The 17,981-nt window shown below is 44.8% G+C and carries 13 protein-coding genes; 5 read left to right on the forward strand and 8 right to left on the reverse strand.

Annotated elements, in window-relative coordinates; all coding sequences use genetic code 11:
- The first annotated feature begins 6 nt into the window (after positions 1-6).
- From ACHUFW_RS18475 to ACHUFW_RS18495, 5 genes are all read left to right on the forward strand, one after another.
- Positions 7-1,209, forward strand: coding sequence for an efflux RND transporter periplasmic adaptor subunit (locus tag ACHUFW_RS18475; protein WP_394205137.1), 1,203 nt, complete (start codon positions 7-9; stop codon positions 1,207-1,209).
- Complete coding sequence (locus tag ACHUFW_RS18480) at positions 1,209-4,343, forward strand: efflux RND transporter permease subunit (RefSeq protein WP_394205139.1); 3,135 nt, start codon at positions 1,209-1,211, stop codon at positions 4,341-4,343. Before ACHUFW_RS18475 ends, ACHUFW_RS18480 begins: the two co-directional genes overlap by 1 nt.
- 101 nt (positions 4,344-4,444) lie before the next feature.
- Positions 4,445-5,047, forward strand: coding sequence for a TatD family nuclease-associated radical SAM protein (locus ACHUFW_RS18485; RefSeq protein ID WP_394205141.1), 603 nt, complete (start codon positions 4,445-4,447; stop codon positions 5,045-5,047).
- A 167-nt stretch (positions 5,048-5,214) separates the two neighbouring features.
- On the forward strand, positions 5,215-7,428 hold the full coding sequence (locus ACHUFW_RS18490) for a diguanylate cyclase (protein WP_394205143.1): 2,214 nt from the start codon (positions 5,215-5,217) through the stop codon (positions 7,426-7,428).
- A 192-nt stretch (positions 7,429-7,620) separates the two neighbouring features.
- On the forward strand, positions 7,621-7,965 hold the full coding sequence (locus ACHUFW_RS18495; protein WP_394205145.1) for a hypothetical protein: 345 nt from the start codon (positions 7,621-7,623) through the stop codon (positions 7,963-7,965).
- A 14-nt stretch (positions 7,966-7,979) separates the two neighbouring features.
- On the opposite strand, the gene ACHUFW_RS18500 is transcribed toward ACHUFW_RS18495, so the two are convergent.
- From ACHUFW_RS18500 to tkt, 8 genes are all read right to left on the reverse strand, one after another.
- Positions 7,980-9,371 (reverse strand): hypothetical protein, encoded by a 1,392-nt coding sequence (locus tag ACHUFW_RS18500; protein ID WP_394205147.1) that lies wholly within the window; start codon positions 9,369-9,371, stop codon positions 7,980-7,982.
- A 184-nt stretch (positions 9,372-9,555) separates the two neighbouring features.
- Entirely contained in the window at positions 9,556-10,125 is a 570-nt protein-coding gene (locus ACHUFW_RS18505; RefSeq protein ID WP_394205149.1) for a hypothetical protein, read from the reverse strand.
- Positions 10,076-10,810, reverse strand: coding sequence for a winged helix-turn-helix domain-containing protein (locus ACHUFW_RS18510; RefSeq protein ID WP_394205151.1), 735 nt, complete (start codon positions 10,808-10,810; stop codon positions 10,076-10,078). The genes ACHUFW_RS18505 and ACHUFW_RS18510 overlap by 50 nt, the downstream gene beginning before the upstream one ends.
- Positions 10,811-11,099: 289 nt before the next feature.
- On the reverse strand, positions 11,100-11,840 hold the full coding sequence (locus tag ACHUFW_RS18515) for a DUF481 domain-containing protein (RefSeq protein ID WP_394205153.1): 741 nt from the start codon (positions 11,838-11,840) through the stop codon (positions 11,100-11,102).
- A 236-nt stretch (positions 11,841-12,076) separates the two neighbouring features.
- The gene (gene fba, locus ACHUFW_RS18520; RefSeq protein WP_028772513.1) at positions 12,077-13,141 is read right to left on the reverse strand and encodes a class II fructose-bisphosphate aldolase; all 1,065 of its coding nucleotides are present in this window, start codon (positions 13,139-13,141) and stop codon (positions 12,077-12,079) included.
- Between the two features lie 165 nt (positions 13,142-13,306).
- Positions 13,307-14,482, reverse strand: coding sequence for a phosphoglycerate kinase (locus ACHUFW_RS18525; protein ID WP_394205155.1), 1,176 nt, complete (start codon positions 14,480-14,482; stop codon positions 13,307-13,309).
- Between the two features lie 92 nt (positions 14,483-14,574).
- Positions 14,575-15,597, reverse strand: coding sequence for an erythrose-4-phosphate dehydrogenase (gene epd, locus ACHUFW_RS18530; protein WP_394205157.1), 1,023 nt, complete (start codon positions 15,595-15,597; stop codon positions 14,575-14,577).
- 127 nt (positions 15,598-15,724) lie between these two features.
- Positions 15,725-17,719: a transketolase gene (gene tkt, locus ACHUFW_RS18535; RefSeq protein ID WP_394205159.1), complete on the reverse strand. Its 1,995-nt coding sequence runs from the start codon at positions 17,717-17,719 to the stop codon at positions 15,725-15,727.
- Between the last annotated feature and the right edge of the window lie 262 nt (positions 17,720-17,981).

Consider the following 17,981-nt stretch of genomic DNA (forward strand, 5'->3'; position numbering starts at 1 on the left):
CTTATAATGTTGAAGAAAATCCTTCGAAGAAGTTCGCCCCTACTTATTCTTATTGTCTTTGCTGGGCTAGCCAAAGTGCTGCTAGATACGCGCCAAGCGCCCGAGCAAAAAGAAGAACAAACACCGGTCCCCATTGTTGATGTGGCTGAAGTTGACGTGCAAACACTGTCGCTTAACCTTCCCTCTTACGGTGTCGTCACCCCAAAATACAAAACACAATTGGTTACTGAAGTCCAAGGACGCATGTTGGAGATCTCCAACAAATTTGTCGCCGGCGGTGTCGTGAAACAAGGTGATGTACTTGCGGTCATTGAACCATCAGATTATGAAGCGGATTTCATGCAAGCTGAAGCGAGTTTAGCCCAAGCTCAAGCCTCCCTCGAGGAGGAGGTTGCAAAAGGTGAAGTCGCTAAAGTCGATTGGCAGGGCTATGATGGCGGCGTACCACCAGAACTGGGGTTACGTTTACCTCAACTGAAAAAAGAACAAGCCAATGTCAAATTTGCCCAAGCAGCCTTAGCTCGCGCACAGCGTAATTTAGAACGTACCACCATCCGCGCCCCGTTCGATGGCATTATCAAATCTCGCAACGTCGACTTAGGCCAGTACGTCACATTAGGCACTAATCTTGGTGAACTATATGATACCCACATCGCCGAAATTCGCCTGCCCCTAGCCAACAATGACTTAGCTTACCTAGAATCAGTAGATAACCCTGACACCCAAGTTACCCTCAGTGCGGAGCTCGCGGGTAAAGTTGTCACTTGGCAAGGCAATATCATTCGTAGTGAAGGCGTGATAGATGCAGAAAATCGCATGGTGTATCTAGTTGCTGAAATTAAAGATCCCTATTTACGAAATAACAAACAAACCGGGCAGTTACCACTCAAGTATGGCAGCTTTGTCACCGCAGTGATTAAAGGCCGCACCGTTGATGGCATCGTAAAACTCCCTCGTCACATAGTACGTAACAACCAAGTTGCTGTGGTTAACGCCGACAGTACAGTGGAAATTCGCCCAGTCAATGTTGTCCGTACCGATATTGAGTATGTGTACATCAAAGATAGCCTGAAAAGTGGTGAGCGCATCTCACTGACCAATATCAATGCGATGACAGATGGCCAGCTAGTTAAAGTGATTGGTGATACCTCGAGTCAACATAACGATGTTAGCCAATCAAGCACCTTAGTTGCAGCAGGTGAGCAATAATGGAAAAACAAACTGGGATTATTGCTTGGTTTGCACGCAATAACGTTGCCGCCAACCTGCTGATGTGGCTGTTACTCATTGGTGGCCTTTTTAGCACCTTTATGATTAATAAAGAGGTGTTTCCTACCTTTGAACTCAATTACCTACGTATCTCTGTCGCCTACCCAGGGGCAGCGCCGCAGGAAATTGAAGAAGGCATCACCATTAAAATTGAAGAGTCAATTCAAGATATTAGCGGTATCAAAAAGGTCACCTCCGTCGCCAGTGAAGGGTTTGGTAATGTCACCATTGAGGTTGAAGATGGTTTTGAGCCACAGGATATTCTTGATGAAGTTAAATTGCGTATCGATGCAATATCGACCTTTCCAGACAATATTGAAAAGCCCAATATTTATCGAATAAAACCGGAAAACAACGTTGTTTGGGTGTCGGTTTATGGCGATATAAGCTTATACGAAATGAAGGAGCTGGCTAAAAATATTCGCGAGGATCTCACCCAACTTCCTTCAGTTACGCGAGCTCAAGTGACAGGTGTGCGCGAATATGAAATAGGCATCGAACTGTCAGAGGACAAATTAAGAGAATACGGCTTATCGTTCGAGCAAGTGGCTCAAGCGGTCCGGGCATCATCTATCGATTTACCTGGGGGTTCCATTCGCGCTCAAGATGGCGACATTTTATTGCGCACCAAAGGCCAAGCCTACACTGGGGATGATTTTTCACAAATCGTGGTCAGTACTCGCCCTGATGGCAGCCGCATCATGTTGCCGCAGGTCGCCACCATTAAGGATGATTTTGAAGAGCGCTTAGAATATACCCGCTTTAATGGCCATCCAGCAGCGATCATCGAAGTCCTCAGTGTTGATGACCAAGACGCACTTGCTATCTCCAAAGAAGTTAAAGGCTATATTGAAGAGCAACAGGCACTGCTGCCACCTGGGGCAAAACTAGATACCTGGGGCGACCTAACTCACTACCTCAAAGGCCGCCTTAACATGATGTTGTCTAACATGTTTTATGGCGCACTATTAGTGTTCATTATTCTGGCTCTTTTCCTAGAATTGAAGTTGGCCTTCTGGGTGATGGTTGGCCTGCCTGTGTGCTTCCTTGGCGCAATGTTGTTAATGCCGATGGAGCCGTTTTCGTTGTCGATTAACATGCTGACCTTGTTTGCCTTCATATTAGTATTGGGGATAGTGGTCGATGACGCCATTGTGATTGGTGAGAGTGCCTACAGCGAAATTGAACGCAATGGCCACTCCCTAGAAAATGTCGTCACCGGCGCGAAAAAAGTCGCTATGCCCGCTACCTTTGGGGTACTAACAACCATAGCTGCCTTTATGCCGATGCTAATGGTTTCAGGCCCCATGGCGATTATTTGGAAGTCTATCGGCTTAGTGGTTATTTTATGTTTAGCTTTTTCATTAGTGGAATCTAAACTCATTTTGCCTGCGCATCTAGCGCATATGAAACCTAAGCGCCATAACCCCAACCCCAATCGGTTTGTGCGTTTTAAGATCGCACTTAACGCAAAATTACAGCACTTTATTCAAAACCAGTATCGTCAGTTCTTGCAGTTTTGTATCGGCCAACGCTATAACGTTGTCGCCACCTTTATTGGTGTGCTGATTTTATCCATCGCGTTGGTCATGAGCGGTAAAGTGCGCTGGGTATTTTTCCCAGATATTCCCTCTGATTTCATCCAAGTTAACCTTGAAATGGATGTGGGTAGCTCAGAGGACAATACCCTTAAAACGGTGAAAGAGATTGAAGATGCGCTGTACACCATGAACAGTGAGATGGAAGCGAAATACGGCGAGCCGGTGGTTAAGCATAGCTTCATCAATATGAGTTCACGGACATCCGCTTTCTTGTTTGCAGAGCTGACAAAAGGTGAAGATCGTGAGATAGATGGCAATACCATTGCTACCGCGTGGCGAGAAGCCTTGCCTGAGTTAATTGCAGTTAAAAAGCTCAATATCAACTCTAGCACCAATGAAGGTGGAGGCGATATTTCCTTTAGGTTAACCTCAAGCAACCTTGAGCAACTAAGCCAAGCTTCAACCGAGCTGAAGCAAAAGTTGAAAACCTACGAAGGTGTCTATGACATTTCTGATAACTTTTCATCGGGTAGCCACGAGATCCGTCTCGACATTAAACCAGAGGCAGAAGCCCTAGGTTTAACCTTATCCGACCTAGCAAGCCAGGTAAGATATGGTTTCTATGGCTTTGAAGCGCAAAGAATTTTGCGTAACAAAGAGGAAGTTAAAGTCATGGTACGTTACCCGCTTGAGCAGCGTCGTACCATTGGCCATCTAGAGAATATGATGATCCGTACCCCGCAAGGTATATCGGTGCCATTCTCTACCGTGGCGGATATAGAGATGGGGGATTCCTACTCATCTATTACTCGGGTAGATGGCAGGCGTGCAATCACCATATCAGCAACAGCCAACACCAATATTGTTGAACCTTCTAAGGTGGTTGCAGAGATTCAAGAAGATTTCTTCCCGTACCTTGAAGAGCAATATCCGCAAATCTCTACTAGCCTAGACGGCGGCAGCGCTGATGAGCAAACCGCAATGGTCGGTCTAATCCAAGGTTTCTTCTTCGCGATGTTCACCATCTATGCACTGATGGCAATTCCGTTGAAGAGTTATAGCCAGCCACTGATTATCATGTCGGTAATTCCGTTTGGCATGATTGGCGCGCTATTCGGGCACTTTATTCTTGGTCTATCCATGAGTGTATTGAGTCTATGCGGTATTGTGGCGCTCGCCGGCGTGGTAGTAAACGACTCATTGATTTTAGTCGACTTTGTTAATAAAGCTCGGGCTGAAGGTCACTCTATTACCCAAGCAGCTATTGACTCAGGATGCCACCGATTCAGGGCAATCATTTTGACCTCGATGACCACCTTTGTTGGCTTAGTGCCGATCATTATGGAAAAAAGCCTGCAAGCACAAATTGTCATACCTATGGCAACCTCATTGGCATTTGGTATTTTGTTCTCTACCGTAGTCACTCTGATTTTGGTGCCACTACTGTATATCATCCTCGATGATATCAGGCGAACAAGCCGCCGATTTTATCAATGGTGGTGGCAACCCAAAGGCGCAGTAACCACTAAATAGTTAAACAAACAGGGAGGCGCTGCCTCCCTTTTTGATCAACACAACATTATCCAAACGCGCAATCGCGTAAACTACCTCCAAAATACAACCAAGCTGCAGCGATGACTACCTCAACCCTTGTCTACGATATTCGCCAATCTCGCTATCTTAATATTACTGGCCGCTGCACGCTGCGTTGCCAGTTTTGCCCTAAACATAATGGCAGTAAGCAGGTTCATCAATACCAGCTCGATTTAACACATCAGCCTAAGGCCGAAGACATCATAAGCCTACTGGGTAACGTGGCTGACTTTGACGAATATGTGTTCTGTGGTTATGGAGAACCAACGTTAAATCTCGACACGTTACTTGGTGTCGCTAAAGAAATAAAACAGCGCGGCGGCCGAGTGAGAGTCAATACTGACGGTTTAGGCAACTTGTTCCATCGACGCAATATTTTGCCAGATTTAGCCAAAGTCGTTGATTCACTCTCTATTTCACTCAATGCCGACACACAAGCATTGTATGAACATCATTGTCAGCCCAAGTTAAGCGGCTCCTATCAAGCTGTTCGCGAGTTTATCAAACTTGCTCCCCACTATATTGCCGATGTCCAGGTGTCAGCCCTAGACGGTCTTGAAGGGGTCGATATTCAAGCCTGCCAACAACAGATCGAGCAAGCGGGTGCTAAGTTTAAATACCGAAAACTGGGGATTGTCGGCTAACCCACAGCAGCGACATTCGCCGCAATCACGGCTGTTAACCGTTATTTATTCCCCGCTTATTAAAATAAGTTAGTAACTGGTTAGTATGCTGTAACTAACGGTGTGGTTGGCCATAAATCGTGCTAACATACGCCCATGATTCATTTAAGCTATTGAATATACGCTGCATGCTAACCCCAAAAATTCCACAATTGATCCCAGCCCAAGGTATTCATTGGTCTACTCAACGCGTTGTTGCAGTTGTTACTCAAATCTCCATTTTAATCATTGCGATGATTTTATTGAGTAATGTGGTCATTACACTTGGGGAGCGACGCTTACAAGAAGATTGGGCAGCACAGCGCTACAGTGAACTCCAAGCCGTGGGCAGTCTTATTGCTGATAAAGTGTCTTTTCAGCAGTTTCGAACTCAAATGTTCGCAAAATCTGAATTATTAAACCGTTATCTCAATATTCCCAGCGAAGTGAGGCAGCTAAAGCTAGAACAGAACTGGGATGTGATCACCAATAATATTCCAGAGCTGTTAGATATCGCGCTGTTTGACCCTCAAGGTAAATTCAAATTCTCCACTACTGAGAACTTTAGCCACGAGCCTCTGCCACCAGCGCTACTTGGCGGCGCGCGTAATATGGGCGGTAATGAAATTTATACATCATCGCTGGAGTTCACACCAATCAATGGAAAGTTGGAGCCCTATCTATACCAATTAGCCTGGCTCGAAAATCCGGATCAAAGTATTCGCGGCTACTTAGTCACCTATAATTCTATGTCGCGAATGCTAAAAAGCATTAAACCGGCCTACTCAAGTAATGAATCGCCTTTGTTGATGCTCGACACCCAAGGGCTGCTTTATGCTGGAGCGGAGAAAAAACCAACCATTAAGCGGATTCCTGACACCATGGGGGGCAGCTTAAAGCAAACCTACCCTGCTTTGTGGCGTAAAATGGCCATGAGCAATTTTGGTCAATTCCATGGCGATGACGCCACATTCGTGTATTTAAAAGTGGAACTAGCAACCCAATATGAAGCTCGCAGAGAGTACTTCTTGGTTTCTTATGTTCGTAACGATGATATTGCCGCTAATTTTTCCGAGTGGCGTAAAATCCTCATTACTGTCGGCATCGTATTAACTGCATTGGCATCTTTTCTGATCCTACTCAGTCACTTCTACCGATTGGAACAACGCTCTCGTCAATACAGCGCCCAACTCGCTAGCCGCCTGTTTAACCTTGATGGAGGCTGCCTAATCGTCAATGACACCAATCGGGTCATTAGTGCCAACGAGCAAGCGGCTCAGTTGTTATCAACCCCCATTGACGAGCTTAAAGAGCGCAGCTTACAACGTATTTTGCAATTTGAAGACGATCAGTTTCTTCAAGTGTTATCCAGCATCGAAATCAATAACTTTTGGAGTGCAGAGCTGGCAGATCTAGATGAGAACGCCCCCATGCTGCGGGTGGTGATTAAGTCGGAAACTGACAGTCACTTCAATCCTTATTTACTGGTTTCGCTTGAAGATGTCACCTTACTCAAGCAAACCCAACATAACGCCAACCTCAACAGTCTGCTCAATGATAGCGCCGTAGCAACAGCACTGGTGTTATCAGATGGCAATTTAGAAATGGCCAATAATGCCTTCCAGACAATGATGTCCATTGAGCCTAATCAGCAAGTTAACTTGATCAAACTGCTAAACAATGATTTAGGTAGCCAGTGGTCAAGCATTTGCCAGCAAATTATGTTGCAAGGTCAGTGGAGCGGCAAATTACTTTGTGAAGCTGAAGGCGCAGACAATCACTGCGTACAAGCCACATTAAAAGGCCACTTAGATAATGCTGGCGATATCGAATATATCGTCTGTACCCTTGAAAAAGCCCATGAGACGCTTCCTCAAACTGGGCAAAGCAACCTTAAGCCACATCGTAGTACGATTCTCACCAACCTGAGGGACTTAGATAACTACTTCACCTCATTAACCCCCTATAACCGAGATGGCTCGAGTTTAGTACTTATCGATATTACCGCTGAGGGCATGCTCAGCCATATGAGTGATATTGGCCAGTTGGAAAGTCGCCAAAAAGAGGTTGAGCTGCACCTGCTAAAAGGGTTACCAATACATTACCAAATGTCCCATTGGCAGCTTGGTAAACTCATCATTATTTTGCCAAATACCACCGCAGATAATGCTCACCAATTTGCCGTAAAATCTCTTAACGATTTGAATGATATCGGTTTGGGCTCGGGTATTTGCATGGGCATTGCAGCCTACCAAACCGGCCAAAGCCTAGAGATGTTCCTCAGCAATGCTGAAGTCGCCCTGAAAAGAGCCAAGCAAATTGGTGAGCAAAATATTTGCCAAGCATTTACCCGCCAAAATTAACCCTATCGGCGCCAGTAATTAGCTGGCGCTTTTTGCCCCTCGAGAGTAAAAATCATCTCAAACGGTGATAAATACTGTTCAACTTAGCTATTTCATTAATTGCTAAATAATTAGAGTAGAAATACAAATTTAAAAAATCTGTGCTAACGTTAAGCCTATCGAGGTTAAAAACTATCCTAGATGGAGCTGGGTATGTCGATAGAGTTACACCACAATGAAGCCCTGATTAAGCGGGCTAACGCCAGTCTACAAGCCGTGACCGGGAGCATGCCCGTATTAAATGGCGATCTACAATTAACCGATCAACGCCTAATCTTGCAGCTACACAGCCATGCCAATCCACGTCAAGTGATTGAAGTACACCTCGCCTCTATCGCGCAACTTGAAAAAGGTTGGACTAAGATTTTGGGCATTATTCCCATTATGCATAATGCGCTTATTGTTCATCGCCATGACGATAAACCACTAAACCTGAGTGTGGCCCAAGTAGACGACTGGCTAACCGCCATTGATGAGCAGTCGGCGCAGTTTGTATAGATACCACTAAAAAGCTAGTCGTCAGTCATTGGATTAATGCTACTTGGCAATTCACTTTGGCTAATATCGACGATGGTTGAGCGGTTCATGGTGATTTTATAGCGAGCATATTGCGGCTCACCTTTGCCGTCCCTTAGAGATAAGATCAGATTCACTTGATAGCGCCTCTCCACCGAATCAGAGCTAATCTTGCCGTCATGCTCACGGTATATCTTAGCTTTTCCCCGCTCTAAATAGCGCGCAAACGGCGCTAAACTCAAGTTAATCTGCTCTTGAATGGTCGAGTAACCAGCTAGCAGCTCTTTATGGGCTACACGCGTATGTAACCCATAATGCAGCACCTCTGCATCCAGTTTGTTCTGCCGATGACGCCGCTTTAAAATTTTAGGTAGCATTGCCGGTAAATCTTTACTTTTGACAAACTCAATCCAAATAAGCTGTTTAGCGACTACGGCTTGGCTCGTGGTATCGGTTAAGACTCGACTCCACCTTGGGCGACCTTTTTGAATCCAGCGCCAAAGTGCATTACGAATATCATCTTTAAAGATCTCTCGAAATCCATAGATCACTGCTAATGTCAGTACTAAAGCAATCGTTAAACCACTAAACACCCCTTGTGCTTTAATGATTAATGCTGATACAACAATCATCACCATCGCCGTAGCAAAACCGGTCGTGAGCTTCTTCAGGCCCACACCTAATGTTCTCAGTTCCTCTTTAAGCACGACCCCTTGTTGAATAAGGCGTCTTAGAAGCAACATTTTATTTGAGATACGGTTGGGATCTTCCACTGTTTGCTGTGAGTTATAATTGAGCTTATGACGATGTTCGTTTTCACTTCGACAAAAACTAACCACCGCCTCATTAATTTCGGTGTAATCACTGGTCCGTGGCGCATGTGACAACAATTTGAGTAATCGCTGCTCACTTAACCAAGATAAATAATTGTCGGCATTTTCAAAATACGACTTCCATTTATCATCACTTGGTTCGTTACGGCGAAACTTTTTCAATAGCTGCTCAATAATGTCCTGTAATTCTGCAAGAGATTGATAAAACTGATCGATATCTTCAACTTGAGCAAGCTCTTTGCTGTCAGTTTCAATCGCTACAGCAAACTGGTAAGCAAATAAATTTAGGTAAAGACGAAACTCTTCTACCGTGCGCTTTTTTTGACTGATAAAGCGACTTTGTACCAAAGGTAAGTGTAACCCTGAAGAGTAATAGGAACGACGACCAGAGATCGCAGAATGATAATACTCCTCTTCATCGACACTGTGCGGGCCGATCCCCATCTCTTTGGGTAAAAACAGATACACATCTAAGCGGCGATGGTCACCCACCTTCATTTGATGGATAAATTTAATGGAAAGGGATTCTTCTTGCTTTACGATAACTTTAGACACAGGCCTCCTAACATTGAGTCAATGACCTTGGCTTTATAATATCGTAAAACCGCGTATTCACTAAGCGTTAAAATCAACATGAAGAAGGTGCTAGCGCATTCTTTACTGTAGTAAGCCGCGGGCTTGGGCAATAGACTGAGGTTAAACGCGTTAAGAGTTAATGAGCTTAGCCTTGGTTTAGATGTTATTGCTGATGCTTACAGGCCCAAATTGCTTCGCCTGGCAGTATTTGAATTATCGAATAATCTTGCACAGAGTCAGTTACCAGCACGCGAACATTCACATCAATACTGCTGTTAGCAAGCATACGTTTACGGCTAAAATCTATGATATTTTGCATATAGGGCGGCACGTATAGCGAGGTTAAATCAATATTGAAGTCACCTTGGTCAATGCGAGCTTTATAGGTCATATCCCCATATTGCAGCGTCTCTAATACGCCCTTGAGGCTAATCTCCCCCACCGGATGTCCCTGCTCAAAAAAGTGATAGTCCATCGACAAATTGCCGCCTTTAGCTTCGATTTGAAGCTCTAGCTGCATCTCCGTGTTGGATTTAGCGATAAAGGCATCGGCCGAGCAATGCAAAGACAACCTATCTTTATCAAAAAGATAAACATAATGGCCAAGGGCAATAAGCGCCACAGTAAACAGGACAATTAACCAAGGCAGAAAGGGAAAGCGCCGTATTTCATCTTGCATCAGCTTAACTGCATATTCCTTGGCCAACCAACCATTGTGGGTCGATAAATGCAAAGCTCTTTCCTTCAGAATAGGCTTTGATATTTTTCACTTCTTTACGACCCGCGACCTCTCTGGTCAACACAATGCTCAATAGCCTTTCACTGGTTGAGTGAGATAAATATACTTCTTGCCAAGGTACCCGCTGGCATTGTGCCATCATTTGATCAAATTGATGAATATTGGCGTCAATTTCAGCCTCATCGGCATCTATCATAATGGGGTAATAAGCTACCGTGCCACTTGCGGTTTCAATGGGATAACTTTCTACCTGCTGGATACTCGGTGTAGGTTCAAAAACCGAGTAAATAAAGATAAGCAACAACACCAGTTGAGCCATCAAAATACTGTATTGCTTGTTGCTTATGGTGCGATGTGGCCCTGCACTGTTTAACTGTAACTTAGCGTTAGTTAACCGCTTAAGTAACATGTAACCTTGATCATCAACTGCAACAAGCAATGCTGAAGAGGGGCCTAAAAAGAAGCGAATACGCTCAACCGCAGCAAGCAAGGTTTCTTTGGTTTGCTCACCTTCTGGAAGCTGTTGTAATAGCTGCTGAGTTGACAAGACTTGGCCACGATACTTAGCCAATAATGCCACAACATTAAATTCCACCGCTGGCATCTTCCAGCTGGTGTTATTTTCATGATTGGTCAGCGTCGTTTGAGAGGTATCAAACCAACAACAACCTATCTGCATGGTATGGTACCTTCAAAGTTGATAAACGTAGACCTAGTCTAGCTTTCATTGCAGGTTTAGTCTGTGATCAATATGTAAATCAACCTGCAAAAACAACATTTTGTGAAGCATCCCACAAATCAACACCCGATTGAAAACCAGTTGAAAACAACAAGCACCCACAATAAAAACATTTAGCCACAAAAAGCCACAAACGAAACAAAATGCATCAGCAAAGGTTCATTGGTTTAAAAACAGGTATATTTAAAGCATAAAAAAAGTGCCCTTAGGCACTTTTTAGCGAATGGTACTAGAAGGAATATAACAGTGTCATGTTGGTTTCAGTGTCGGTGCTCTCTTTACCATCTAATGGGGTATCGTTATAACGCACAATCACAGCAAACTTCATTGCTAATGCACCAACAATGTTAGCCGTTATAAAGGTCTCAGAGCGACCTTCAAAAGTATCACCATAGTCAGCAACAAACATCTGACCGAATTTAGAGCTGTCGGTGATTTGAGTTTCAAAATTAGCTACGCCATGTACTACCCAGCTATCTTCAGTGTCATAGCCTTTCTCAGCGGCATTTTCATCATCAAGGCGCTTATATTTATAACCTGGACCGATTTCTACATTAAAGCGAGTCTTTTCGGTATCGACAAACTTATAACCGTAACCAGAAGAAGCCGTGCTCGTAGAATCAAAACCAGTGAAGGGGTCAATTTCGTGGTTAGCATTGATAAACAGATAGCTTTTTTCATTAAACTTATAGTCCGCTTGAATCAAACCAAAGTAACGTTTACCCGTTTCAACACCAGAGTCTTCTTTATACAACGCTTCTAGCAGGTATTGGTTTTCCCAGTTACCCAGCTCGTGCTTCATGTTGACGCGACCTTTAACAGAAGTCGTCTCAGTGTTACCTGTTGTTAAGGTTGCACCTAACTCAGCGTCACCACCAAATATCTTGTCACCTTCAACAAAATCAGCACCTGCTTGCACATTAAAAGGTGCCGCCACAGTCATTGCGGTAGCGATCAGCAATCTTTTCATTATTAACCCCGTTTGGTTTGCACACTTCCCCGTAAAAATTGGCGCAATATTAACACTCAACCAACAGAATGCAAGATTCCGCTACATTTGACCAAATTTAGTCAAAACTGCAGCGCGATAACAGCCGTTGGCTAGAAACCGTGCTAAACACCAATCGGTAACCATTCCCGTCAAACCTAGCCAAAAGCACCCATAAAAAAGCCCTCATCAAGAGGGCTTTTAACTGACTTAATGTATTAGTTAATTTGCGGGTCTAACTCACCTGCTTGATAAGCCTTATACATTGCCTGTAATGACTTAGGCTTAATCTTAGAGCCCATACCAGCACAACCAAATGCTTCGTAACGGGTAGTACAGATATCAGCCATCGCTTCCATTGACGCTTTTAGGAATTTGCGCGGGTCGAATTCAGTTGGGTTTTCAGCTAGGAATTTACGCACAGCACCTGTTGAAGCCAAACGAAGATCGGTATCGATATTCACTTTACGTACACCGTGCTTAATACCTTCAACAATCTCTTCCAGTGGCACACCATAAGTTTCTGGGATCGCGCCACCATATTGGTTAATGATTTCTAACCATTCTTGCGGCACAGAAGAAGAACCATGCATAACAAGGTGAGTATTTGGAATACGAGCGTGGATCTCTTTAATACGATCAATACGCAGTACGTCACCGGTAGGTTTACGGCTAAACTTGTAAGCACCGTGGCTAGTACCAATAGCAATAGCCAGAGCGTCAACATGGGTATCAGCAACAAAACGTGCCGCTTCTTCTGGCGTGGTTAACAGCTGATCGTGACTTAATACGCCTTCTGCACCAACACCATCTTCTTCACCCGCCATGCCAGTTTCTAGGCTACCTAGACAACCGATCTCACCTTCAACAGACACACCACAAGCGTGTGCAAACGCCACGGTACGGCGAGTAACGTCAACGTTGTACTCGTATGATGCTGGCGTTTTACCATCAGCCATCAATGAACCGTCCATCATGACTGAAGACATACCAAGCTGGATAGAACGCTGACAAATATCAGGATCTGTACCATGGTCTTGGTGAATACAAACAGGGATATCTGGGTACTGCTCAAGTGCAGCGGCCATCAAATACTTTAGAAACTGTGGGCGTGCATACTTACGAGCACCCGCAGACGCTTGAACGATAACTGGGCTGTCAGTTGCCTCAGCAGCCTGCATGATGGCACGCATCTGCTCAAGGTTGTTAACGTTAAACGCTGGAACACCGTATCCGTGTTCAGCAGCATGGTCTAGCATTTGACGTAGGGAAATTAAAGCCATTTTTTACTCCAATAATAGGGTGATGAATTTATATTCCGTATAAACTCGAACACCAAGGTCACTATCGTTTGGATTGATCTTTATACTGTATTTCCAGCACGACTGTGCTGAAAATACAGCGGTTATTTATAATATTAATTATTATTCTGTACGCTTGACGCCGAGTTATTTTCCGCGGCTCTCAAGCATGGCAACAGCTGGTAATTCTTTGCCTTCCAAAAACTCGAGGAATGCACCACCACCTGTTGAAATATAGGACACTTTATCAGCAATCTGGTACTTATCTACTGCCGCTAACGTATCACCACCGCCAGCAATAGAAAATGCTGAAGACTCAGCAATAGCTTGAGCGATGCGTTTAGTACCTTCACCAAACTGGTCAAACTCAAATACGCCCACCGGGCCATTCCATACGATGGTACCAGCATTCTTTAAAATCTCTGCTAGTGCTTCAGCGCTATCAGGGCCGATATCAAAAATCATGTCATCGTTTGCTACCGCATCGACAGACTTAAGTGTCGCGCTAGCATTAGGGCTAAACTCACCCGCCACAACAACATCCGTTGGCACAGGGATATCACCGCCACGACTTTGCGCATTCGCCACAAGACGCTTCGCTTCATCAATTAGGTCTGCTTCGTACAGTGATTTGCCCACTTCATGACCCGCAGCTGCGATAAAGGTGTTAGCAATACCGCCACCCACAACCAATTGATCAACCACGCCCGATAGGCTTTCAAGTACTGTTAGTTTAGTCGATACTTTAGAACCACCAACAATCGCCACTAATGGGCGTGCAGGGTTATCCATCGCTTTAGCCAGTGCACTTAACTCACCAGCAAGTAGCGGACCTGCGCAAGCAACGGGGGCATATTGACCAACGCCATGGGTTGAAGCTTGTGCACGGTGTGCAGTACCAAAGGCATCCATCACATACACATCACAAAGCGCGGCTAATTTTTTAGCAAGCTCAGGATCATTCTTCTTTTCACCGACATTGAAGCGCACATTCTCAAATACGACGACTTCACCTGTGTTAGCTTCAACACCGTCTAGGTACTCAGAAGCTAAACGTACCGGGCAATCTAATGCGTTGTTGAGGTAGTCAACAACAGGTTGCATAGAAAACTCAGGGTTAAATTCACCTTCAGTTGGGCGGCCTAAGTGTGACATGACCATCACTGCAGCCCCCTTTTCTAAGGCAAGTTTAATTGTGGGGATAGATGCACGTAAACGGGCATCACTGGTCACCACACCATCACTAACGGGCACATTAAGATCTTCTCGAATAAGTACTCGCTTACCTTGAAGATCGATATCTGACATATTAATAATTGCCATGGGTGATACTTCCTCTTTGCTAAAGTTAAAACCAAAATTTTGTTTAGCTAATCAAGGGCGAGGTAGGCACCAACGCCATTGACCTAATATTCTTATCCGTTCGCCGCTGTGGCTTTTTTCATTGCTAAGCTCGTATCTAACATACGATTCGCGAACCCCCACTCGTTGTCACACCATAAAAGCAGTTTGACCAAGTGGCCATCACTCACACGAGTTTGAGTGCCATCAACAATACTGGAGCGAGGATCATGGTTAAAATCGCAAGACACTAACGGGGCATTGGTATAGCCAACAACGCCTTGATACAAACCCGCCGCAGCCCCTGATAAGGCTTGGTTGATGGTGTCAATATCGACGCGTTTTTCCAATGTCACTGACAAATCGATTGCGGTGACATTAATGGTAGGCACCCGCACAGAAATCGCTTCAAATTTATCTTTCATTGCCGGCAATATGCGCTCAATACCACGGGCTAACTTAGTGTCAACCGGTATAATAGACTGCCCTGCTGCGCGAGTACGCCTTAAATCATCATGATAAGCATCAATAACTTGCTGATCATTCATGGCGGAGTGAATGGTAGTTATCGCACCACTTTTCACCTTAAAAGCCCGGTCTAGCACTTCAATAACAGGAACAATACAGTTAGTGGTACATGATGCGTTAGAAACCACAGTGTGTTGTGGCTGCAACAAATGATCATTAACGCCATACACAATCGTGACATCAACATCACTTGAAGATGGGTGGCTAATTAACACCTGTTTGGCACCAGCTTGAATATGCACTTCACATGCTTGGCGCTCATTCAATACCCCGGTTGCTTCATAGACAATATCGATGTCCATCTCAGCCCAAGGTAGTTGACTTGCGTCTGCTTGATGCAGCAGTTCAATACTGTCATCGCCCACCAGCATGGTATGTCCATTTAGCTGAGTAGACAGTTGAAAGCGACCATGAGTGGTATCGTATTGAGTCAGATGCAGCATAGCTTCAGGGTTAGCGAGTTCATTAATGGCCACAATCTGAATTTGATCGCGCTTGCCCGATTCATACAGGGCACGAAGAATTGAACGGCCGATACGGCCATATCCATTAATAGCAACTCTGATCATTAAAAGCGTGCTTCCTCTACTTTATTTATCGAGCTTACTTAAATGCAACAACGACTTATCGGTAAAAACCGATAAGTCGTTTTACTGCTAAATGATCGACACATCACCTAGCATCATAACAAACGGATTAAAGAATCTCGTTTGCTTTGGCAACAACATTGTCAACGGTAAAGCCAAAGTGCTTCATTAGCTCACCGCCTGGTGCTGACTCACCGAACGTGGTCATACCAACAACGGCGCCGTCAAAACCAACATACTTATGCCAGTAATCAACGTGAGCCGCTTCAATTGCTACACGTTTAGTAACGCTTGATGGTAGCACTGATTGACGATATTGCTCGTCTTGCTTATCAAACACATTAGTCGATGGCATAGATACCACGCGAACTTGTTTACCTTGCTCGGTTAACGCAGCAGCAGAGTCAAGTGCTAGCTGCACCTCACTACCGGTTGCAATTAGAATCAGATCTGGCGTACCGGCACAATCACTGATGATGTAACCACCTTTAGCTACGTTAGCTAATTGCTCAGCATTACGTGCTTGAGCTGGCAGACCTTGACGGCTAAATACGAGTGAAGTTGGTGCATCACGACGTTCAATCGCTGATTTCCAAGCGACTGCAGTTTCTGCAGCATCACATGGACGCCATACCGTCATGTTTGGTGTCATTCGTAAGTTAGCAAGCTGCTCGACAGGCTGGTGAGTTGGACCATCTTCACCTTGACCAATTGAATCGTGGGTATAAACAAAAATATTCTGGATACCCATCAGTGCTGACATACGTACTGCGTTACGCGCATACTCCATAAACATCATGAAAGTTGCACCGTAATTAATAAAACCACCGTGCAAAGAAACACCGTTCATGATACCGCTCATACCAAACTCACGCACACCGTGATAGATATAGTTGCCAGCAGGATCGTCTTGGATACCTTTTGAACCAGACCATAGTGTTAAGTTAGAGCCTGCTAGGTCAGCAGAGCCACCCATTAACTCAGGTAAAATTGCACCAAATGCACCAATGGCATTTTGTGACGCTTTACGGCTAGCGATGCCTTCAGCTTTATCTTGGCACTCTTGAATAAACGCCTGTGCTTTAGCTTCAAAATCAGCTGGTAACTCGCCAGTGATAACGCGACGCTTGTATTCAGCAGCAAGTTCAGGGAAAGCCGCTTCATAAGCAGCAAACTTCTCATTCCATGCAGACTCGTTCGCAGCACCTGCAGTCTTAGCATCCCAACCTTCATAAACATTAGCTGGGATTTCAAACTCACCGTGGCTCCAACCTAGGAATTCACGGGCAGCTTTAATCTCATCGGCACCTAAAGGTGCACCGTGGCAGTCATGGCTACCAGACTTGTTTGGCGAACCAAAACCAATGACAGTCTTACAACAAATCATTGTTGGCTTATCAGTGACAGACTTCGCTTCTTCGATTGCTGCGCGAATCGCATCGCTGTCATGGCCATCGACATTGGCAATCACGTGCCAGCCGTATGATTCGAAACGCTTTGGCGTATCATCAGTAAACCAACCTTCCACATGACCATCGATAGAAATACCATTGTCATCCCAAAATGCAATTAGCTTTCCTAAACCTAGGGTACCAGCAAGTGAACATGCTTCGTGGGAAATACCTTCCATTAAGCAGCCATCACCTAAGAAACAGTAAGTGTTGTGATCAACAATATCGTGGCCAGGACGGTTAAATTGTGCCGCAAGGGTTTTTTCGGCAATCGCCATACCCACTGCATTACTGATACCAGCGCCTAATGGGCCTGTCGTTGTCTCGACGCCTGGCGTATAGCCATACTCAGGGTGACCTGGTGTTTTAGAGTGCAATTGACGGAACTGCTTAAGTTCTGACATTGGTAACTCGTAGCCCGTTAGGTGAAGTAGAGAGTAGATCAGCATTGACCCGTGACCGTTAGAAAGAATGAAGCGGTCTCTATCTACCCAATTTGGATTGTTTGGGTTGTGCTTTAGAAAATCATTCCATAGTACTTCAGCGATGTCGGCCATCCCCATAGGGGCACCTGGGTGACCAGAATTTGCTTTCTGGATTGCGTCCATACTTAACACACGGATAGCGTTAGCGAGTTCTTTACGAGAAGACATGCTCTCTCCTGCTTAGGTTATTTTATAAGGTCTATAGGCGAATTTTGGGAGCCATATTTTCGCTTACCTGCCCCGCAGACGCAAACGTTTATTGACCAAATGGTGATATTAACAGCCAATGTGAGCATTCTTATTGCTGCGATGTATTTCACAGAAAAGTAAATTACTGCAGGTTGAGCTTTTACTCTACGGCTCATATATCCAAGTAACCAACTGATAATTAGTACTTAAACTGCATAACATGATTTACAAGAATGACTAT

It is taken from the genome of Shewanella waksmanii, assembly GCF_043643685.1.
GTDB classification, from domain to species: Bacteria; Pseudomonadota; Gammaproteobacteria; order Enterobacterales; family Shewanellaceae; genus Shewanella; species Shewanella waksmanii_A.

Coding starts and splice junctions, on each gene's coding strand:
- ACHUFW_RS18480 (WP_394205139.1), top strand. CDS start 1,209: ATGGAAAAACAAACTGGGATTATTGCTTGGTTTGCACGCAATAACGTT.
- epd (WP_394205157.1), bottom strand. CDS start 15,597: ATGATCAGAGTTGCTATTAATGGATATGGCCGTATCGGCCGTTCAATT.
- ACHUFW_RS18485 (WP_394205141.1), top strand. CDS start 4,445: ATGACTACCTCAACCCTTGTCTACGATATTCGCCAATCTCGCTATCTT.
- fba (WP_028772513.1), bottom strand. CDS start 13,141: ATGGCTTTAATTTCCCTACGTCAAATGCTAGACCATGCTGCTGAACAC.
- ACHUFW_RS18495 (WP_394205145.1), top strand. CDS start 7,621: ATGTCGATAGAGTTACACCACAATGAAGCCCTGATTAAGCGGGCTAAC.
- tkt (WP_394205159.1), bottom strand. CDS start 17,719: ATGTCTTCTCGTAAAGAACTCGCTAACGCTATCCGTGTGTTAAGTATG.
- ACHUFW_RS18490 (WP_394205143.1), top strand. CDS start 5,215: ATGCTAACCCCAAAAATTCCACAATTGATCCCAGCCCAAGGTATTCAT.
- ACHUFW_RS18525 (WP_394205155.1), bottom strand. CDS start 14,482: ATGGCAATTATTAATATGTCAGATATCGATCTTCAAGGTAAGCGAGTA.
- ACHUFW_RS18475 (WP_394205137.1), top strand. CDS start 7: ATGTTGAAGAAAATCCTTCGAAGAAGTTCGCCCCTACTTATTCTTATT.
- ACHUFW_RS18515 (WP_394205153.1), bottom strand. CDS start 11,840: ATGAAAAGATTGCTGATCGCTACCGCAATGACTGTGGCGGCACCTTTT.
- ACHUFW_RS18510 (WP_394205151.1), bottom strand. CDS start 10,810: ATGCAGATAGGTTGTTGTTGGTTTGATACCTCTCAAACGACGCTGACC.